Raw genomic sequence first — 15,251 nt, 5'->3', positions numbered from 1 at the left:
ATAATTCAAAACACTTTGCTTTTAATTTTGGCCATTCCCTAATGCCTCATATCTATCAAAAGTCAGAATAAGCTGAAGTTTCAGAAGAAAAAACACGCGCCCAATCTGCGAGGCTTGCTGGACGGCTCGCCCAAAATCCAACCCTATGTCTGTTGTTAAAAAGCAATCTATTTTGTAGGAAAACGCATTACTATACAGTTGGTTACGTTTCAAAGAACAAACGACGGTGTGCTTGACATAAATAACGTGTATAGTCAGTCGGCTAGTCTCCCTCTATCGAGCCTATTGGCTAAAGCGCCGTTATCCTCCTTATTGGACCCTGTTTGCTTATACCTTCCATGCTTGAAAATGCCGGAATATTACTGTTCTCGTTCAGCCTAATCAGTTACCACGGTAGGCTGGTGGGGCTTCGCTCGTTTGTCGTCTGCCCGCACTTTCAATGGCTTCGAATAGTAAGCAAATAGAGTAGATCCATACACTTGCTGTTTGCGTTTTTCAATCTTGTTAATAGAACCATATTTTAGCGAAACTCTGCCCTATTGGGCGGTGCGATGCTGTGTGCAATATTTTCCAGCGTGACACAGGTGTACCTTTAATTTGTACTTATTCCTTCTAGGAGCACCATGACCACAGCGAGTGAACCCGCACAAACGTTACAACCCACCATTATTTCCTTTGTAAAAGATCTGCCGAATATGTGTTCGCTTGCTGGGCTGGCTTGCACGATATTGGCGATTTACTTCAGTATTACCGGCGTTTATTACGCGGCAATGATCGGCATGATTTGGGCGGTGGCCTTTGATTGGGCTGATGGGCTAGTTGCACGAAGAATGAAAGGGCGTACCGGTAGCGACCGGGTGTTTGGTGGTCAGCTCGACTTGGTTATTGATATTGTAAGTTATGGTGTAACACCGGCAGTGCTTTTGTTGAGCTTTGGAAAGTTTGATCCAATATTTTTGCCGGTTGCTTTTGTAGTGCTTGCTGCCAGTGCAATACGTTTAAGTTATTTCAGCACTTTTGGTTTGTCTGATGAAGCCAAATATACCGGGTTAGCATTGGATAATAATAATATATTGTTGGTTTTTATCTTTTTGTTAGAAGGTATTCTACCGGTTGGAATCTTCTCGATTATTCTCTACGTCAGTGCGATCACGCTAGCTGCGCTGAATGTGTCTCAAATTAAAACACCGAAACTTTCAGGTAATTCACGAAATGTTTATCTGTTGGCGTTTTATACTCTTGTAATAACGGGCGTTTATGCCTGGAAGCTTCTGTAATTAGCTGTGTAATCAATCTGTATTTAATAAAAATATCGAAAAAAATAACAGTAATAATCATTTTATAAGGATAAATAACATATGATCGTTTATACCGTAGGTACTTTTGATTTGTTGCATGTTGGGCACTTGGCTCTGTTGGAATACTGTAAATCATTGGGTGGTGTGCTAGCTGTTGGTGTTGCTTCAGATCGTGTGGTGAATTCTTACAAACCTAATGTGCCAGTGATTCCGCTAGAGCAGCGAATGGAAATGTTAAGAGCATTACGCTGTGTTGATATTGTGCGCCCTTATGATGAACTGGAATATGTATCGGGTTGCAAAGAGCTGAATGCTGATATTTTTGTAATAGGTGAAGACTGGGGTAAGCAGCCGCATAACCTTGCGGTAGAGTCTTATCTAAGGTCGGCAGGTAAGCAGATAAAGCAAGTGCTTTATAATCCCCGTACATCATCGACAACTATCAAACAAAATGTTCGGGCGCAATCTTCTAATATGGGTAATTTTAAAGTAGTTAACGGTTAATTGTGTTAATAGAAATCGGGTGTTGGATTCAATTGCGGAAAAGATCAATAATAACGCCACGCCAACTTACAACAATAAAAGCAATGGCTCGTAATTCAAAGGTTCGTAATTCAAAGCTGAACAGCCAGTGCCCCGCATGCAACCAGCAATTCAAGCCAGATGACTTGCTAAATATTGCTTATCCAAAGCAGCAACCTTGGTATAAATTTCAACGTTTTCGTAAAGCATGTCCGCATTGCAAGGTATTGCTTTCTGAAGTGCCTTCCATGTGGAAAAAGGTGCATATCTGGCTTGTTAATGTAACGACGTTATTGTCGGTTGATTTAGTTATCTGGGTGATACCGCTAGATCGGCAGGTGATCAAGGGTGCAATTATCATGAATCTAGTATTAATGGCTGTTGTTATGTATTTCGAGCATGATTATGAAACACATCACGCGATTAAATACCGAAAGTTGTAGTTTTTCGTGATGGATTAAACTTGGGGTTTTGACGTTAGAGGCGTTTAATAAAAAAATTTCTACTAGCGACTAATAACTAAGTGGTATTTTCACTATTTATAAAATCAACACATTTTCGCACTATGTGCTGAGGGTGTTCACGCCGAATGTTTGACGTCGCACAAACTTACGGCTGCTGCAGTCGAAACAATTCTTGCTTGAGCTCGCTTTCTTGAATCCAATAACTGCTGCCGCCATCGGTAAAACCGTTATCGCCATCATCATCGCTGGGCAGTAAATGCAGGTCGAGCCGTTGGTGAGTTGAGCCGTGCAGGCCGTCAACAATTACAATGGTGCTGCGCTTTAAGCTGAACGGGGTGACGATGTTAATGCTAATTCTGGGCCATGCTGCTTGCCCACCTGACATAACGGCCATCGAAAGGCTGCTTTTGCATTCCGGTGTTGCGTCACTTTTCCCTAGAAAAATGTAGTATTGATTGCCCTCCATCAGGGGGCGACTGCTGCGAAACCGTATCTTTGAGCCAATCGTGCCTTTTAGTGGATCAACTAACCGACCGCTGAACTGATAATCGCAACTAGTCTCGATGTCATCTTCTTGATGGAACATGGTATCGACTTCGATCAGTGCGACTTGCTCTGCTAGCGCAAACAGCCGGTTAATTGGTGGCTGTTGAATTAGCTGATGGCTTTTAGCATGGCTGGTCGCGCTGTATAAAAATGCAGCAGACAGCAGCAGCAAACTGACAATGAAAACCAATTGGGGTAAGGGTTTGCGCTGGGTTAGGCGGCGAGTTTCAGATTGGGGCATAACTGCCTTCCTTTATTAGCTCTCCTTTAAAGCTAGCCAAGCAAAAAGTGTTCATTACAACCTTCTGAACCGAGGGTTAAATTGTGTGAACCAGAGCTCAATATTGCCCGATAGGCGGAAACCGTTGGCGCTATCGCGCCAAGTCTTTATAATTCCCGCCCTTGTATTTGATTGGCTGGCTGATTTGCACCATCTGCGACTCAGTTGGGAGAGATGAATGCCGATATATGAATACGGCTGCAATTCTTGCGGCCATGACTTTGAAGCCATGCAGAAGATGTCAGATCCTAAGCTGACTGACTGCCCTGAATGTGGCAAGCCAGAGCTGCGAAAGAAAATTTCCGCTTCAGGCTTTCGCCTAAGTGGCAGTGGCTGGTACGAGACTGACTTTAAAAGCGGCAAGAAGAAGAATCTTGCCGGCGATTCGCCATCTGGCGCCGAGTAATTAAAAGTGGTGCACGTTGCGCCCAGTAATAAATAGTTTTTGAGACGGGACAAATCATGCGAAGTGTTTATTGTGGAGCGCTCGACGCTTCCAACGACGGTCAAACTGTCAAATTGTGCGGCTGGGTTCATCGTCGCCGTGATCACGGTGGTGTTATTTTTGTTGATCTGCGCGACCGAGATGGCATCGTTCAGGTGGTATTCGATCCAGATCGCGCCGAGATCTTTAATTTGGCAGAAAGCCTTCGCAATGAATTTGTAATTCAAGTGGAAGGCCGGGTGCGACTGCGTGGTGCGGCTGCAATTAACCCAAAAATGGCTACCGGTGAAGTCGAAGTGTTAGGCACTGGCTTGACGGTTCTTAATAAATCTAAAACGCCTCCATTCCCGTTAGATAATTACTCAGAAGTGGGTGAAGACACTCGTCTGCGTTATCGCTATATGGACCTGCGTCGTCCGGAAATGCAGCAAAAGCTGGTATTCCGCTCCAAGATCACCGGTTACATGCGCCGGTATATGGAAGACAACGGTTTCCTGGATATCGAAACTCCAGTTCTGACCCGTGCAACGCCTGAAGGTGCGCGTGATTATTTGGTACCTAGCCGTACCCACGCCGGTAGCTTCTTTGCATTGCCTCAGTCACCTCAGCTGTTCAAGCAGTTGTTGATGGTTTCTGGTTTTGACCGTTATTACCAAATCGTTAAGTGCTTCCGCGATGAAGACTTGCGTGCGGATCGTCAGCCAGAATTCACCCAACTGGATATTGAGACTTCATTTATGTCTCAAGACCAGATTATGGAAGTGACCGAGAATTTGATTCGTGGCATGTTCAAGGATTTAATGGGCGTTGAAATGCCTGAGAAATTCCAGCAAATGCCATACGCTGAAGCGATGCGTCGTTTTGGTTCTGATAAGCCGGACATGCGAATCAGCATGGAATTGGTCGACATTGACGACCTGCTGAAAGACGTAGACTTTAAAGTATTCTCTGGCCCTGCTAACGATCCTAAGGGTCGCGTTGCAGCACTGAAAGTACCTGGCGCTAACGACAAAATTTCCCGTAAGCAAATTGATGCCTACACCAAGTTTGTTGGTATCTACGGCGCAAAGGGTCTGGCGTACATTAAGGTTAACGACAAGTCGGATTTGGAAAAAGGTCTGCAGTCGCCAATCGTTAAGTTCCTGCCAGAAACTGTTCGCCAGAGCATTTTGGATCGTACCGGTGCTGAAAACGGCGATATGATTTTCTTCGGCGCAGACAGCTTTAGTGTGGTTTGCGAAGCTTTAGGCGCATTGCGTTGCAAGCTGGGCGAAGATCTAGACATGTTGGAAAAAGAGTGGGCACCTTTATGGGTGGTCGACTTCCCAATGTTTGAAGAAACGGATGCTGGCTGGCATGCAATTCACCATCCATTCACTGCGCCAGTTAATACCGATCCTGCGGCATTGACTGCAAACCCTGGTGAAGCGATTTCTAACGCTTACGACATGGTTCTAAACGGTGTTGAGTTGGGTGGCGGTTCCATCCGTATTCACGATCAGCAGCTGCAGGAATGTGTATTCCGTCTGTTGGGCATTTCTGAAGAAGAAGCTCAAGAGAAGTTTGGCTTCCTGTTGGACGCATTGCAGTTCGGTGCGCCACCGCATGGTGGTTTGGCATTCGGTCTGGATCGACTGGTAATGCTGATGACCAAGTCAGACTCAATCCGTGAAGTGATGGCCTTCCCTAAAACTCAGTCTGCTGCTTGTCCTATGACAGCTGCACCGGGTGTTGTGGATACTCGCCAATTGCGTGAATTGAATATTCGTCTGCGTAAGAAAGAAAGCGATCAAGCCTGATCAAAATGAGGCTCTGCAGCTGACTTGTAATGAGTCGGCTGTGGAGCCTTTTTCTTGGTAGGTTGCGAAAATTTGCTAGAGGTAGGTTTGATGAGCTGTAAGCGAAATCAGACATAAACTGTAAATAAAATTGACTGGTTGCGCCTTTGGCTTACCAAACCTACTTCAATACAGCTTTACTGCTAAAGCTGATTTAATTTGAGATTCAATAAAATTTTACCGTGTTTTTGTCCGGTAAAAAGAGGATTGCGATATGGCAGGTCACAGTAAGTGGGCCAATATCAAACATCGCAAGGCGTCTCAAGATGCCAAGCGCGGTAAGATCTTTACCAAACTGATTCGTGAAATCACCGTTGCAGCCCAAATGGGCGGCGATGATGTTGATGCAAATCCTCGCTTGCGCGATGTGGTGCAAAAAGCGCTGGGTGCCAACATGACTCGCGATACCGTCAATCGTGCCGTAGCACGTGGTGTCGGTGGTAATGATGGCAAAGACATGGAAACCATCATTTATGAAGGTTACGGCGTAAAAGGCATTGCCGTTTATGTGGAATGCTTGAGCGACAACCGTAATCGTACCGTGGCCGAAATTCGCACTACTTTTTCTAAAGCGGGTGGCAATTTAGGTACTGAAGGCTCGGTCGCTTATTTGTTTGATCGCAAAGGAATGATCGTAATTGAAAACGGTGATGAAGATGCGATTATGGATATCGCTTTGGAAGCCGGTGCCGATGACGTAGAAACCCAGGATGATGGCACCGTGATGGTGACCACCGACCGGGAAAATTTCCACGCGACACAAGATGCGTTAAAAGCAGCGGGTATTGAATATCAGCAAGCTGAGCTAACTATGGTGGCTTCAATGCAAACCACACTGGACGCAGAAGCAGCAGAAAAATTAATGCGAATGGTCGATCGTCTTGAAGATCTTGATGATGTTCAAGAGGTTTACACCAACGCAGACATCCCCGATGAGGTGATGGAAAACCTGTGATGTTTTTTATTCACTACCTAACAGCCGGGAAGGCTGACAATCTTGGGCAATGGAACGGCTGTGGAGGTAGTGAATGAAAAAAATACGTATTCTCGGAATTGATCCGGGATCTCGGATTACGGGTTATGGAATCGTCGATATGACTGGCAGCCGCTTTGCATATGTTGCAAGCGGCTGCATTCGTATTGGGCAGTTGCCTTTGCCCTTACGCATAAAAGAAATTGCCGAATCATTGGCTGAGTTGGTGGACACTTACCAACCCGATGAAATGGCGATTGAACAAGTATTTATGCACGCTTCGGCAGGCTCGGCATTGAAGCTTGGCCAAGCACGAGGTGCAGCGATTGCCGCAGTCGTCACCAAAGGTGTCGATGTTTCAGAATACTCGGCACGCCAGGTTAAGCAGTCTGTAGTAGGTTACGGCGCGGCTGATAAAATTCAGGTGCAGCATATGGTGTGCCGATTGTTGACGTTAAATGGCACACCGCAAGAAGATGCAGCCGATGCATTAGCCGTGGCAATTTGCCATGGTCATGCCAGAGGTTCGGCAGGTACAGGCCCAGCGGGAACATCCAAAGGATATCGCCGTGGCAGAATGGGCTGGAGAAAATTGGAGAAGCCTCTTTGATAGGAAGAATTCGCGGCGTTTTATTAATCAATCGCCCACCGATGATCATGCTCGAAGCAGCCGGTATCGGTTATGAAATTCAAGCGCCTTTAGGTACCTGTGCAGGTATGCCAAAGCTGGGTCAGGAAGTTATTTTATGGACCCATATGTCGGTGCGTGAAGATGACCAGTCACTGTTTGGGTTTTTAAAAGAAAAAGATCGCCAGTTGTTTCGCACTCTGATTAAAGTCAGCGGTGTAGGGCCAAAATTAGGCTTAGCGATTTTATCTGCATTAGATGGCGACGATTTTGTTCGCTCGGTGCGTAATAACGATATTGCGATGCTGGAGCGAGTTCCCGGCATTGGCAAGAAAACTGCCCAACGCTTAATGGTTGAGATGGTTGACCGGCTTAAGGCTTGGCAAATTAACTCAAGTGCTGATGACTTGTTGCCGCTACATGATGGTGTTGGCAAGGGAGCAGATAACCTAGCGTTTGCAACGCAAGAAGCGATTAGCGGACTAATTGCGTTGGGTTATAAAGAAAAAGACGCAGATAAATCGATTCGTGCCGCAGCTAGTCAGATTGATATTACAGATGATCTAGATAGCGCCGCGCTGATTAAATTAGCGCTTAAGCAAATGATGAGAAGATAATATGGCGATCGAGCAGGATCAGCTATCGGTAAAGATTCAGCCAGAACCTCGCACTCAATCAGGGGCTGAACCAAGAATCATTACTGCTGAAACACTGGGGCCAGAAGAAGCTCAAGATCGTGCGATTCGTCCCAAACTATTAGCAGACTATGTCGGCCAGCCCTCGGCCAGTGAGCAGCTAGGTATTTTTGTTCAGGCGGCTCGCGCCAGAAATGAACCACTGGATCACACGCTAATCTTTGGGCCGCCGGGTTTGGGCAAGACCACTTTGGCCAATATTCTGGCTAATGAGATGGGGGTGGAGATGAAACAAACCTCCGGCCCAGTATTGGAAAAGGCCGGTGATGTTGCAGCAATTCTGACCAATCTTGAGCCAAATTCGGTGCTGTTTATCGATGAAATTCATCGATTAAGTCCGGTGGTGGAAGAAGTGCTTTATCCGGCGATGGAAGATTACCAGATCGATATTATGATCGGTGAAGGCCCGGCTGCCCGTTCGATAAAACTCGATTTACCACCATTTACCCTAGTAGGTGCAACAACTCGAGCAGGCTTGCTGACTTCGCCATTACGTGACCGATTTGGCATTGTTCAGCGGCTGGAGTTTTATAATGTTGCTGATTTATCCTCAATCGTGACACGTTCCGCTGGTATTTTAGGCTTGCCGATGGACGCTGAGGGCGCAAATGAAATTGCCCGCCGTTCACGGGGAACGCCGCGTATTGCCAATCGTTTGTTACGCCGGGTACGAGATTATGCCGAAGTAAAAAGTGATGGCAGAATTACTGGAGAAATAGCGGATGCGGCACTTAAAATGTTAGATGTCGACCGTTGTGGTTTTGATCAGCAAGATCGTCGACTACTGAAAACGATCATTGAAAAATTCGATGGTGGTCCAGTGGGATTAGATAATTTGGCTGCAGCGATTGGTGAAGAAAGAGATACCATCGAAGATGTGCTCGAACCTTATTTAATTCAGCAAGGTTACATAATGAGAACCCCACGTGGCAGGATGGCGACTCGCCATGCTTGGCAATATTTGGGGCTGGACCAACCGAATGATGGAGATGCGTAATTATGTCTGCTGCAGTATTTAGCTGGCCGGTTCGTGTGTATTACGAAGATACCGATGCGGGTGGTGTGGTTTATCACGCCAATTATCTCAAGTTTATGGAACGTGCGCGCAGCGAATGGATCAGAGATCTTGGCTTTTGCTTAGAACAAGTGTCTGCTGATCTTGGCGTAGTGTTTGTAGTGCGCAGTTCTAATTTAGAATATTTACGCCCGGCGCGCTTAAGTGAAATGTTGCGAGTTGAAGTATCTCCGGCAGCTGTAGGCAGAGCCAGTTTAACGCTAGATCAGGTAGTTCGTGCTGAAGGTGGCCAGGCTTGCGTAACGGCAACTATTGGTCTGGTATGTGTCGATGCGATCACGTTTCGTCCGGCTGCTTTGCCACAACAAATTCGTGATGCCTTTAATCAATATGGAGAAGATGTAAGGTGAACTCAGAGATTTCAATTCTCAGCTTGTTTATAGATGCTAGTTTGCTGGTTCAAGCAATTATGCTGTTGTTGGCAATTGCTTCGCTAGTTTGTTGGAGCATGATTTTTGCCCGCTTTAGTTATTTCAGAAAAACCATCTCAGGGATGGAGCAGTTCGAAGATAAATTTTGGTCAGGCATCGATCTCAGTCGTTTATACACCGAAGTTAATGGCCGGATTGCTGACGCTAGTGGTGTCGAGAAAATTTTTCATTCTGGTTTTAAAGAATTTATTCGGTTACGTAAGCAAGCCAATATGGATTCATCGATGGTCATGGAAGGCACCCATCGAGCGATGCGAGTAACACTTAACCGAGAAAATGAAAAACTTGAAAATCATTTAAATTTTCTAGCAACTGTGGGTTCTACCAGTCCTTATGTTGGGCTTTTTGGCACGGTGTGGGGAATTATGCATTCCTTTATTGCACTGGGGTCAGTCCAGCAGGCAACGCTAGCGATGGTTGCACCAGGTATTGCAGAGGCGCTAGTTGCTACGGCGATGGGTCTATTTGCGGCAATTCCTGCGGTGGTGGCTTATAACCGCTTTGCTAATAACGCCAATAAAGTGGCTGGTCGCTATGACACTTTTATGGAAGAGTTTTCCGGTATTTTGCATCGTCAGGCGCATGCGCGCCCTGAAACTGCGGCCTGAGGTTAGCTATGGCACAACCGAATAAAAGCTTTCGCCCGGTGGCAGAAATCAATGTGGTTCCCTACATAGATGTCATGCTGGTATTGCTTATTATCTTTATGGTGACTGCACCATTATTGACTCAAGGTGTAATGGTCGAGCTTCCTTCAGCCGATGCCGAGGCACTAGATTCTGATTCTGAGAATCCGATTATTGCTACTGTGGATGCTGATGGTACTTACTACCTGAATTTTTGGCAGGATGGCAAGGCGCCGATTAAGGAAATTGATATTCCAACGTATGTTAATGCAGAACTTTCGATTAATCCTCTGCGGCCAGTAATGGTCCGTGGTGACGAGTCAGTTGGCTATGGACAGGTGGTTCGCTTAATGACTTTGTTGCAGGCCGGTGGTGCTAAGTCGGTGGGGTTAATGACTGAGTCGCAGGAAAATTGAGGTCGTAGTGAATTCGAATTATCTGTTATCAATTATTGGTTCCGTTTTATTGCATCTGGGTTTGGGCACGCTGGTTTTCTGGCAAACCGATTTTTCAATTGAGACGCTGGCGCAACCAAAGGCAAAGAAAGTTGAAGTCGTTCAGGCGGTAGTTGTTGATGCCAGTAAGGTTGATGCCATCAGGCAGCAGTTGTTAGATCAAGCTGCCAAAAAACGACAGCAAGAAGTCGACAGGCAAAAAAAATTAGATGATAGCGCACGCAAAGCATCTGAAAATCGCAAGCGTGAAGAGCGCCGTTTAAAAGAAGCCGAGAAAAAACGCAAAGTAGAAGAAAAGCGTAAGGCGACTGCTGAAAAAGAACGCAAGCTTGAAGATAAAAAGCGTTTGCAGGCTCAAGAGCAACGCAAGCTGGCTGAAAAGAAACAAGCCCAAGCAGATGTAAAACGCAAAGAAGCCGAGAAGCAGCGCAAGGTTGAAGAAAAACGTAAAGCGGTCGCTGAACAAAAACGTGCTGAAGCTGAAAAACAACGTAAAGCTGAAGAAGTTAAAAAAGCCGAGGCTGAACGTCAACGGATAGCCGAAGAAAAGCGCAAACTTGAAGCTGAAAAGAAGCGTAAAGAAGCTGAAGATCGCCAAAAAGAGTTAGAACAAGATCGGATTAAGCAGCAAATCCAGCAAGATCTTGATCTTGAGCGCAAACAGCGAGAAGAAGAGCAAGCTAAACTAAAAAATCGCCAAAGGCAGCGTGAAGTCGCTGCTGCCGTCGATTTCACAACCGATAAAATTCGCGCCAGAATGCAGAAACTCTGGGTTAAGCCTCCAGATTGGCCGGAGGATGGTGAAGTACACCTGAAAATACGTGCTTCGGCCAATGGAACGATCCTGTCCGTGGAAGTGATTCAGTCGATTGGTGTTGCAGCCTATGACCTTTCAGCAGAAATCGCTGTGCGTAAAATGGGGGACCTTCCCTTGCCAGAAGATGAAGATGTAGCGGAACAGTTTCGAGAATTTACTTTTGTCTTTAATCCAAATGGAAAGCAATAGCATATGAGATTACTAAAAGGCTTTTTGCTTGCCTTGAGCTTTTTACCCTCGGTAGTGTTTTCACAAGGATTGGTAATTGAAATCACCCAGGGTGTTGATGGTGCATTTCCAATTGCGGTGGTGCCGTTCAAATGGCAAGGGCCAACTTTAACGCCGCCTGAAGATCTATCGAAAATTGTGGCCGCAGATTTGCATCGTAGTGGTCGTTTTCGAGTGATACAGGACAATCTGCCAGAGCTGCCAAGCGATGTTCGTCAAGTCAACTTTGAAAAGTGGCGTAAATTTGGTGTCGATGCAGTGGTCACCGGTGTCATTAGCCAATCTCCCGATCTGACATACCAAGTTTCTTACCAGCTGATTGATGTTTATCGAGGTTCCGACCAATCCAAGCAAGAAGTTACTAATGGTGAATTGGTTGAGGTAGAGAGCCGCAAGGCTTTGTTGGACGCACAAACACCAACCATTACTATTCGCGATCAAGATTTGCGTAATGTGGCGCATTATTTTTCTGATCGGATTTATCAACAATTGATTGGTGAGCAGGGCGCATTCCAGACCAAGCTTGCTTATATTAATGTCAGAACCAGCGCGTTAAATGAACAAGAGTTTACTCTTGTTATGTCAGACGCTGATGGTGAGCGTGCGCTGGATTTATGGAAGAGTGATTTGCCGCTAATGTCGCCTTCCTGGTCGCCTGACGGAGAAAAGCTTGCATATGTCTCGTTTGACGGTCATCGTGCTTCAGTTATTGTGCAAGAGATTTATACCGGAAAACGCCGTAAGGTCAGTGCAACTCCAGGTATCAATGGTGCACCATCCTGGTCACCTGATGGTAAGTTTTTAGCACTTACCCTTTCAAAGGATGGTAATCCTGAAATCTATATTTTAGAGTTGACAACCGGTAAGTTGAAGCGAATCACCCGCCATTGGGGGATTGATACTGAAGCGAAGTGGGCGCCTGACGGTCGTTCGATTATTTTTACTTCAGATCGAGGTGGTGGGCCGCAAATATACCGTTACAGTCTTGATACTCGTCAAGTCAAAAGACTGACATTTGAAGGACGGTATAATGCGCGAGCAAGTTTCACTTCAGATGGCAAAAGACTGATCATGGTCCATCGCCATAAGCAAGACTTTAACATTGCAACTTTGGATCTTCGGACAGGTTATCTAGATATTCTGACCGAGACATTGTTGGATGAATCACCGAGTTTGGCGCCAAATAATAGCATGGTCATTTACGCGGCGCAGGATGGTGATCAGGGGGTTTTGGGGGCTGTATCCATTGACGGCAGGGTGAAGTTAAAACTTCCTGCAGCCAGTGGTGAGGTAAGAGATCCCGCCTGGTCTCCTTTTTTGAATTGATGAATGATTACTAGACCAAGTAGAAGGAGTTCTCTGAAATGGCAATGAACTGGAAAACGGCATTGATTTGTTTGCCGCTGTTCACTTTGGCTGCATGTACTGGCACCAAAGACAACATCCAAACCGCTGATAGCGGGCAGGAAATTGTAAGCGGTACCACGTCATCTGAAACCGTTTCTTCAGGTGAGCAAACGCCAGGCGCAGATCAGGGTGATAGTGCCCAGGTTGCACAGGCAAATGCTGCACAGCGTGAAGCACAGCTTCAGGCGCAACAACAATTTGAAGAAGAAAAAGCATTACGCCAACGTCGCGTTTATTATTTCAGCTTTGATGGCTACGACGTTTCTGATGAAGACGTAGCTGCTTTGGCTGCACACGGTCGGTTTTTAGTTAATAACCCAAATGCGCACATGCGCGTTGAAGGCTATGCCGATGAACGTGGTACTCGCGAATACAATATTGGTTTGGGTGAGCGTCGTGCCAAAGCAGTTAAGCAAGTGCTGCAGCTATATGGTGCAGGCGCAGGTCAGTTGGATTTAGTAAGTTTTGGTGAAGAAAGACCGGCGACTCGTGGTCACGATGCATCTGCATGGGCTAAGAATCGTCGCGTAGAGCTGGTTTACGAATAATGAATCGGGCTCTTCTTCCGCTTGTTCTGTTAGTTGCCAGTAGTTCGCTACTGGCGCAGCAGAATTATCCAACGCCACCTTCAGGTAAGGGTTTTCCTATTTACCCTGATGGCAAGGTGATTCAATCTGGATCTCAATCATCAGCTAACCGGACCGAGGTAACGCCGCCAGTACAAGCTGCTGTGCCAGTTCGCCAGCCGGTTGTTGTATTGACGCTCGAAGATCGTATCGGCAACGTCGAGCGCCAGCTGCAAGCCAGAGGGCAGTTAGATCTATTGCGTCAGGTTTCTGCAATTCGTAATGAAGTTTCTCAGCTACAAGGTGCTTTGGATGAGCAGCAGTACAAGGTTCAGCGGTTAGAGCAACGCCAGCGGGATCTATTTAAAGATCTTGATCAGCGATTGACGCAGCTGCGAGGACAGGTCTCAGGTGGTCATGTTGCGACATCATCAGGCACTTTATCTCCAGTAGAGATTCCATCGACTGCGGTATCGCCGTTAGCACCAATAGCCAATCCGATAGCAACTATTGTATCGCCGTCAGTTGCGGCGACGGGTGATCGCGCGGCTTACGATAAAGCCTATCAGTTGGTCAATGATGGCAAGTATGGCGAAGCGCTGAGTGCTCTCGATAGTTATTTGCAGCAATTTCCGCTCGGTGAGTTTCGTGCTAATGCCTATTATTGGCAGGGGCAGATTTTTTACCTTAATCGGCAGTTGTCTGAAGCAGAAGTGGCTTATCAGTCTGTGCTAACGCAGCACGCTGATCATCCCAAGGCTGCCGACTCAATGTTGAAACTTGCGATTGTTAAGATCGACCTGAAGCAAACCGACCAGGCAGCAAAATTATTTAATCAAGTTGTTGCCCGTTATCCGGAATCTTCGGCGGCTCGACTCGCCAAGCAACATCTTCGAAAGCTGCCTCGTTAATCGAGGCAGTTTCGTATCTAAAAAGTGAATCTTTTATCTGATCATGAGGTTAGGTGCTTGTCACTGCTGTGTGTTGCTATATGCAATCAACTGCTGATGATCTGCCGATAGTGTATTAGATCAAAAAATCAATTCTCCCGCACTTTGCCTATTGCTATTTGAAGTAATGCGGATAATATATGCCCCCGCTGTTTCGGGGTCGTTAGCTCAGTTGGTAGAGCAGTTGGCTTTTAACCAATTGGTCGAAGGTTCGAATCCTTCACGACCCACCAGTTACCAAAAAACTAGATCTATTTATGATCTGGTTTTTTTGGGGCGTTAGCTCAGTTGGTAGAGCAGTTGGCTTTTAACCAATTGGTCGAAGGTTCGAATCCTTCACGCCCCACCAGTTTGAAGATAAGCAAGGCCGTTTGCCTCGCTTGTGTTAGTAGGGTCGTTAGCTCAGTTGGTAGAGCAGTTGGCTTTTAACCAATTGGTCGAAGGTTCGAATCCTTCACGACCCACCAGTTTACAGCAAGTTGAGTTTTCTCGCTTGTCAGTGAGTGCGGGGCGTTAGCTCAGTTGGTAGAGCAGTTGGCTTTTAACCAATTGGTCGAAGGTTCGAATCCTTCACGCCCCACCAGTTTAAAGCAAGTTGAGTTTACTCTCTTGTTAAAAAGTATGGGTCGTTAGCTCAGTTGGTAGAGCAGTTGGCTTTTAACCAATTGGTCGAAGGTTCGAATCCTTCACGACCCACCACTTTATCATGTAGCAGCTACATAAAATTAGTTGTTGACATTACGGAGCAGCGCAGTAGAATGCGCAGCCTACTCGCTCAGCGCAGCCCGCTGAGTTGGCTCTTTAACAACTTATCATTCATGCAATTTGTGTGGACACTTGCAGGTGACGGTCGACAATCAAAAGTCGATTTGATGCTTCCCTTAAGAATTTATTCTTACGGGATTTATCTAGCGCACCGATCAAGTGACCATGAAAGAATATCAAGCTTATGCTTGTGTTCAAGATTGGCCAGATTGATCACCTCAATTTTTAAATTGAAGAGTTTG

General features: G+C 46.1%; 17 protein-coding genes and 5 tRNA genes. 21 read left to right on the top strand and 1 reads right to left on the bottom strand.

Going from position 1 to position 15,251, the window contains the following annotated elements:
* Positions 1–623: 623 nt before the first annotated feature.
* The 3 genes from DC094_RS08925 (at position 624) to DC094_RS08915 (ending at position 2,263) form a co-directional block, all read left to right on the top strand.
* The gene (locus DC094_RS08925; protein WP_116686793.1) at positions 624–1,277 is read left to right on the top strand and encodes a CDP-alcohol phosphatidyltransferase family protein; all 654 of its coding nucleotides are present in this window, start codon (positions 624–626) and stop codon (positions 1,275–1,277) included.
* Between the two features lie 81 nt (positions 1,278–1,358).
* Complete coding sequence (locus DC094_RS08920; protein ID WP_116686792.1) at positions 1,359–1,802, top strand: FAD synthase family protein; 444 nt, start codon at positions 1,359–1,361, stop codon at positions 1,800–1,802.
* 83 nt (positions 1,803–1,885) lie between these two features.
* A complete protein-coding gene (locus DC094_RS08915; protein WP_116686791.1) occupies positions 1,886–2,263 on the top strand; it encodes a hypothetical protein in 378 nt (125 codons plus the stop codon).
* A gap of 166 nt (positions 2,264–2,429) precedes the next feature.
* Here the strand turns inward: DC094_RS08915 and DC094_RS08910 are convergent, their stop codons facing one another.
* On the bottom strand, positions 2,430–3,071 hold the full coding sequence (locus DC094_RS08910) for a hypothetical protein (RefSeq protein ID WP_116686790.1): 642 nt from the start codon (positions 3,069–3,071) through the stop codon (positions 2,430–2,432).
* A 217-nt stretch (positions 3,072–3,288) separates the two neighbouring features.
* On the opposite strand from DC094_RS08910, the gene DC094_RS08905 reads away from it, so the two are divergent.
* From DC094_RS08905 to DC094_RS08820, 18 genes are all read left to right on the top strand, one after another.
* Positions 3,289–3,516 (top strand): FmdB family zinc ribbon protein, encoded by a 228-nt coding sequence (locus DC094_RS08905; RefSeq protein WP_116686789.1) that lies wholly within the window; start codon positions 3,289–3,291, stop codon positions 3,514–3,516.
* Positions 3,517–3,572: 56 nt separating this feature from the next.
* On the top strand, positions 3,573–5,354 hold the full coding sequence (gene aspS / locus DC094_RS08900; protein WP_116686788.1) for an aspartate--tRNA ligase: 1,782 nt from the start codon (positions 3,573–3,575) through the stop codon (positions 5,352–5,354).
* Positions 5,355–5,607: 253 nt separating this feature from the next.
* On the top strand, positions 5,608–6,348 hold the full coding sequence (locus tag DC094_RS08895) for a YebC/PmpR family DNA-binding transcriptional regulator (protein ID WP_116686787.1): 741 nt from the start codon (positions 5,608–5,610) through the stop codon (positions 6,346–6,348).
* A 73-nt stretch (positions 6,349–6,421) separates the two neighbouring features.
* Entirely contained in the window at positions 6,422–6,976 is a 555-nt protein-coding gene (gene ruvC, locus DC094_RS08890) for a crossover junction endodeoxyribonuclease RuvC (protein WP_116686786.1), read from the top strand.
* Positions 6,973–7,611, top strand: a complete 639-nt coding sequence (gene ruvA, locus DC094_RS08885) for a Holliday junction branch migration protein RuvA (RefSeq protein ID WP_116686785.1) — start codon at positions 6,973–6,975, stop codon at positions 7,609–7,611. The genes ruvC and ruvA overlap by 4 nt, the downstream gene beginning before the upstream one ends.
* A 1-nt stretch (position 7,612) precedes the next feature.
* A complete protein-coding gene (ruvB, locus tag DC094_RS08880; protein WP_116686784.1) occupies positions 7,613–8,686 on the top strand; it encodes a Holliday junction branch migration DNA helicase RuvB in 1,074 nt (357 codons plus the stop codon).
* Between the two features lie 2 nt (positions 8,687–8,688).
* Entirely contained in the window at positions 8,689–9,114 is a 426-nt protein-coding gene (ybgC, locus tag DC094_RS08875) for a tol-pal system-associated acyl-CoA thioesterase (protein WP_116686783.1), read from the top strand.
* The gene (gene tolQ / locus DC094_RS08870) at positions 9,111–9,803 is read left to right on the top strand and encodes a protein TolQ (protein ID WP_116686782.1); all 693 of its coding nucleotides are present in this window, start codon (positions 9,111–9,113) and stop codon (positions 9,801–9,803) included. The genes ybgC and tolQ overlap by 4 nt, the downstream gene beginning before the upstream one ends.
* Before the next feature lie 8 nt (positions 9,804–9,811).
* Positions 9,812–10,237, top strand: coding sequence for a protein TolR (gene tolR / locus DC094_RS08865; protein ID WP_116686781.1), 426 nt, complete (start codon positions 9,812–9,814; stop codon positions 10,235–10,237).
* A gap of 7 nt (positions 10,238–10,244) precedes the next feature.
* Positions 10,245–11,282, top strand: coding sequence for a cell envelope integrity protein TolA (tolA, locus tag DC094_RS08860; RefSeq protein ID WP_158527272.1), 1,038 nt, complete (start codon positions 10,245–10,247; stop codon positions 11,280–11,282).
* A gap of 3 nt (positions 11,283–11,285) precedes the next feature.
* Positions 11,286–12,647, top strand: coding sequence for a Tol-Pal system beta propeller repeat protein TolB (tolB, locus tag DC094_RS08855; RefSeq protein WP_116686779.1), 1,362 nt, complete (start codon positions 11,286–11,288; stop codon positions 12,645–12,647).
* Between the two features lie 38 nt (positions 12,648–12,685).
* A complete protein-coding gene (pal, locus tag DC094_RS08850) occupies positions 12,686–13,276 on the top strand; it encodes a peptidoglycan-associated lipoprotein Pal (protein ID WP_116686778.1) in 591 nt (196 codons plus the stop codon).
* Positions 13,276–14,205 carry a tol-pal system protein YbgF gene (ybgF, locus tag DC094_RS08845; protein WP_116686777.1) on the top strand — a complete coding sequence of 310 codons (930 nt, stop codon included), beginning with the start codon at positions 13,276–13,278 and terminating at the stop codon, positions 14,203–14,205. Before pal ends, ybgF begins: the two co-directional genes overlap by 1 nt.
* A 196-nt stretch (positions 14,206–14,401) precedes the next feature.
* Positions 14,402–14,477: transfer RNA gene (locus DC094_RS08840), tRNA-Lys, on the top strand.
* Positions 14,478–14,517: 40 nt separating this feature from the next.
* Positions 14,518–14,593 (top strand) — tRNA-Lys (locus tag DC094_RS08835).
* A 42-nt stretch (positions 14,594–14,635) separates the two neighbouring features.
* A tRNA-Lys gene (locus tag DC094_RS08830) sits at positions 14,636–14,711 on the top strand.
* A 40-nt stretch (positions 14,712–14,751) separates the two neighbouring features.
* A tRNA-Lys gene (locus tag DC094_RS08825) sits at positions 14,752–14,827 on the top strand.
* A 40-nt stretch (positions 14,828–14,867) separates the two neighbouring features.
* Positions 14,868–14,943: transfer RNA gene (locus tag DC094_RS08820), tRNA-Lys, on the top strand.
* The last annotated feature ends 308 nt before the right edge of the window (positions 14,944–15,251 follow it).

This window comes from Pelagibaculum spongiae (genome assembly GCF_003097315.1).
Classification (GTDB): Bacteria; Pseudomonadota; Gammaproteobacteria; order Enterobacterales; family Pelagibaculaceae; genus Pelagibaculum; species Pelagibaculum spongiae.
The sequence above is the reverse complement of the archived record's forward strand: the minus strand, read 5'-3'. Positions and strand labels throughout refer to the sequence as shown.

Excerpts from the sequence above, each read along its gene's own strand:
- ybgC (WP_116686783.1), top strand. The coding sequence starts at position 8,689 with ATGTCTGCTGCAGTATTTAGCTGGCCGGTTCGTGTGTATTACGAAGAT.
- DC094_RS08925 (WP_116686793.1), top strand. The coding sequence starts at position 624 with ATGACCACAGCGAGTGAACCCGCACAAACGTTACAACCCACCATTATT.
- DC094_RS08905 (WP_116686789.1), top strand. The coding sequence starts at position 3,289 with ATGCCGATATATGAATACGGCTGCAATTCTTGCGGCCATGACTTTGAA.
- aspS (WP_116686788.1), top strand. The coding sequence starts at position 3,573 with ATGCGAAGTGTTTATTGTGGAGCGCTCGACGCTTCCAACGACGGTCAA.
- DC094_RS08920 (WP_116686792.1), top strand. The coding sequence starts at position 1,359 with ATGATCGTTTATACCGTAGGTACTTTTGATTTGTTGCATGTTGGGCAC.
- DC094_RS08895 (WP_116686787.1), top strand. The coding sequence starts at position 5,608 with ATGGCAGGTCACAGTAAGTGGGCCAATATCAAACATCGCAAGGCGTCT.
- ruvC (WP_116686786.1), top strand. The coding sequence starts at position 6,422 with ATGAAAAAAATACGTATTCTCGGAATTGATCCGGGATCTCGGATTACG.
- DC094_RS08910 (WP_116686790.1), bottom strand. The coding sequence starts at position 3,071 with ATGCCCCAATCTGAAACTCGCCGCCTAACCCAGCGCAAACCCTTACCC.
- pal (WP_116686778.1), top strand. The coding sequence starts at position 12,686 with ATGGCAATGAACTGGAAAACGGCATTGATTTGTTTGCCGCTGTTCACT.
- ybgF (WP_116686777.1), top strand. The coding sequence starts at position 13,276 with ATGAATCGGGCTCTTCTTCCGCTTGTTCTGTTAGTTGCCAGTAGTTCG.
- DC094_RS08915 (WP_116686791.1), top strand. The coding sequence starts at position 1,886 with ATGGCTCGTAATTCAAAGGTTCGTAATTCAAAGCTGAACAGCCAGTGC.
- ruvB (WP_116686784.1), top strand. The coding sequence starts at position 7,613 with ATGGCGATCGAGCAGGATCAGCTATCGGTAAAGATTCAGCCAGAACCT.
- tolR (WP_116686781.1), top strand. The coding sequence starts at position 9,812 with ATGGCACAACCGAATAAAAGCTTTCGCCCGGTGGCAGAAATCAATGTG.
- tolB (WP_116686779.1), top strand. The coding sequence starts at position 11,286 with ATGAGATTACTAAAAGGCTTTTTGCTTGCCTTGAGCTTTTTACCCTCG.